The organism is Arcobacter sp. F155, assembly GCF_004116455.1.
Lineage (GTDB): Bacteria > Campylobacterota > Campylobacteria > Campylobacterales > Arcobacteraceae > Halarcobacter.
The window spans coordinates 1-2,697 of record NZ_PDJU01000022.1 but is presented as its reverse complement, the minus strand read 5'-3'; the positions used below and the strand labels follow the sequence as shown (position 1 = coordinate 2,697).

Below are 2,697 nucleotides of genomic sequence, written 5' to 3'. Positions count from 1 at the left end.
ATAATTTTATCCATTTTATCTCTCCTTACTGAGGTTTACCAACAAGTTCATAATGCTTTAGGTTTTCAGTACTATTGAATTTTAAAGCATCTAAATCTTGATTGATTTTATAAAAGTTTGTAGATTCATTTTGTTGAACTACGATTGCGTTGTATGTTAATACTCCTAAGATTGTTAGTAGTAATACTGTAGCAATTAACATTCCTGTAATTCCATGAAGTAGAGAAAATATCCCTCTTTCATTATCATTCATTTGTGTATTTCCTGCCATCTTACTCTCCTAAACTTCTAATATAAGCTGCAACTGCTTTTTCTTGAGTAGGATTTAATCTACCTTTAAATGAAGGCATCATACCAATGTTACCTTTTTTACCATTTTCTAGAACAGTAGCTACGATTGCATTATCATACTCAAGAATGTTTGGACCAACATAAGCCATACCTTTCCCATCTATACCGTGGCAAGAAGCACACACTGCATAAGCTGCTGGTTGTTCACCTTTGAATCCACCTGCAACATAAGAAGATACTGCATCAATATCAGCTTGGTCTGTTAACATCATTGGAGGCATTCCTGCTGGATATGCATCAGTGAAGTTATTTGCACCATTTTTAATTACATACTCTACTTGATCTTTTGCAATTCTATTTGTTAAATCATGAGCTTTTCCATTAATACCTTCTGCATCTACACCATGACAAGGTGCACATTGAACTAGGTATGTAGATTCACCCATTGCAACTAAAGTTTCTTCTGATGGGTTTTCCCATTTAGAAGAGAATCTTGCGTTATATTCATTCACTTCTTGGTTCCATTGACCAATTTGTGAGAATCCGTTAGTTGGGTAACCAATTGTCCAGTACCAAAACAACCAAACTAAAGTACCAATAAATGCTAATCCCCAACCTGTTGGGATAGGGTTTTTATATTCACCAATTCCATCCCAGTTATCTTCTGCTAGTTCACCACTAGCAGTATCATTTTTCATTTGGTTAACATACTTTAATACAACAAATACACTAATAGTGATAATTGCAACAGCAGCTAACATCGTAAGGTCATTAATATAATCCTCACCAAAGCTAAAAGCATCACCAGCAACAAAATATGTTCCTGAGATTAGAGCAATGATAAGAATAATACCACCTATTACCATAGATTTCATATTATTTCTCCTTCTCTTTATTCTTTTCTTCTTTATTTCTATTTTCGAGAGGATCTGACTCTATTGTGTCATCATGAACTAGATTTGAATATTTCTCAAAATCCCTTTCACCTTTCTTTTGTCTTCTATAAATAGAAAAAGCATACGAATAAAACACAATAAACACCACTAAGATTAGGAAAAATTTCGCGTAACCTTGAATAGTTAGAAGAGTCTCTTGATCCATTTTAACCTCTTATTTTAAAGAATTTAAATATGCAATTAATGCAACAATTTCAGGAACTTGACCGTTTGCAACGGCATCTTTTACAGCTTGGTTTTTCATATCTGCAGCGATTGCTTTAGCATCTTCTTTTGCTTTTGCAATTGCACTTTCATAATTACCTAACTCTACATCAATTTTTCCATCACCATCTAAATCTACATCATATGGTGTTTTGAATACAGTTTTTACTGTATATGCTTCTGCGTATGCAGTATCTAAATCAGCTATATTTGTAAACTGATGTGGATATGCTGGCATAACTGTTCCAGGTACAACTGATGCAGGATCCATCATATGTGTCTCATGCCAATCAGTAGTTCTATAATTTCCTACTCTCATTAAGTCTGGACCTGTTCTTTTTGATCCCCATAAGAATGGTCTATCATATGCATACTCTCCTGATAAAGAGTACATACCATATCTATCAGTCTCTGATTTAAATGGTCTAATTAATTGTGAGTGACAAGCGTTACATGAATCTTTTATATATACTTGTCTACCTGCTAACTCTAACACACTGTATGGTTTTGTACCTACAGTTGGTCTACTTTGTTTTGCGAAATCAGGAATAACTTCAATAATCCCTGCAAACGCAATAAATACGAATACTAGTACCGCAAAGAAAAACGGTCTTTGTTCAAACCAATGAAACATTATTACACCCTCCTTCTTAAGCTGCTACTGGTGTAGCATTTACTGGTTCTTTATCAAGTACTCTTCCTGCTGTTGCAGTTTTGTACATGTTATATGCAAACATAAAGAATCCGATTAGATACATTAATCCACCAACTGCTCTAATTGTGTAGTATGGTTGTAATACAGTTACAGTATCAATGAATGAGTATACTAATGAACCATATTCATCATATGCTCTCCACATCATACCTTGTGTAATACCTGCAATCCACATTGAAGTAAAGTATAATACAATACCAGTTGTTTGTAACCAGAATTGTGTATCCATTAACGACTTAGAGTAAATCTCTCTTCCATACATTCTTGGTGCCATGTGGTATAGTGCTGCCATAATCATAAATACAACCCATCCTAAAACACCATCGTGTACGTGACCTGGAATCCAATCAGTAAAGTGTGCAATTGCATTTACAGATTTAATAGACTGAATTGGTCCTTCGATTGTAGATAACATATAGAATGTTGATGCTAAAACCATGAACTTAATCAGAGTATTTGATTGTAATTGTTGCCATTCACCCTTCATTGTTAAAAGCATATTAATTGCTGATCCCCATGATGGTAAAATTA

General features: G+C 34.1%; 5 protein-coding genes. All 5 read right to left on the bottom strand.

Features of this window, described 5'->3' with window-relative positions; all coding sequences use genetic code 11:
* Positions 1 to 25: 25 nt before the first annotated feature.
* Positions 26 to 271: a DUF4006 family protein gene (locus CRV03_RS13895; RefSeq protein ID WP_129085740.1), complete on the bottom strand. Its 246-nt coding sequence runs from the start codon at positions 269 to 271 to the stop codon at positions 26 to 28.
* A 1-nt stretch (position 272) separates the two neighbouring features.
* The gene (locus CRV03_RS13890; protein ID WP_129085739.1) at positions 273 to 1,166 is read right to left on the bottom strand and encodes a c-type cytochrome; all 894 of its coding nucleotides are present in this window, start codon (positions 1,164 to 1,166) and stop codon (positions 273 to 275) included.
* A 1-nt stretch (position 1,167) separates the two neighbouring features.
* Positions 1,168 to 1,392, bottom strand: a complete 225-nt coding sequence (locus CRV03_RS13885) for a cytochrome c oxidase, cbb3-type, CcoQ subunit (RefSeq protein WP_129085738.1) — start codon at positions 1,390 to 1,392, stop codon at positions 1,168 to 1,170.
* 9 nt (positions 1,393 to 1,401) lie between these two features.
* Positions 1,402 to 2,085, bottom strand: coding sequence for a cytochrome-c oxidase, cbb3-type subunit II (ccoO, locus tag CRV03_RS13880; RefSeq protein ID WP_129085737.1), 684 nt, complete (start codon positions 2,083 to 2,085; stop codon positions 1,402 to 1,404).
* A gap of 16 nt (positions 2,086 to 2,101) precedes the next feature.
* Positions 2,102 to 2,697: cbb3-type cytochrome c oxidase subunit I (locus CRV03_RS13875; protein WP_258239104.1), on the bottom strand; the 596-nt coding region annotated here is incomplete at its 5' end.

What these genes read in the sequence shown, in the direction of transcription:
- CRV03_RS13895 (WP_129085740.1), bottom strand. Translation starts at nt 271, where the DNA reads ATGGCAGGAAATACACAAATGAATGATAATGAAAGAGGGATATTTTCT.
- ccoO (WP_129085737.1), bottom strand. Translation starts at nt 2,085, where the DNA reads ATGTTTCATTGGTTTGAACAAAGACCGTTTTTCTTTGCGGTACTAGTA.
- CRV03_RS13890 (WP_129085739.1), bottom strand. Translation starts at nt 1,166, where the DNA reads ATGAAATCTATGGTAATAGGTGGTATTATTCTTATCATTGCTCTAATC.
- CRV03_RS13885 (WP_129085738.1), bottom strand. Translation starts at nt 1,392, where the DNA reads ATGGATCAAGAGACTCTTCTAACTATTCAAGGTTACGCGAAATTTTTC.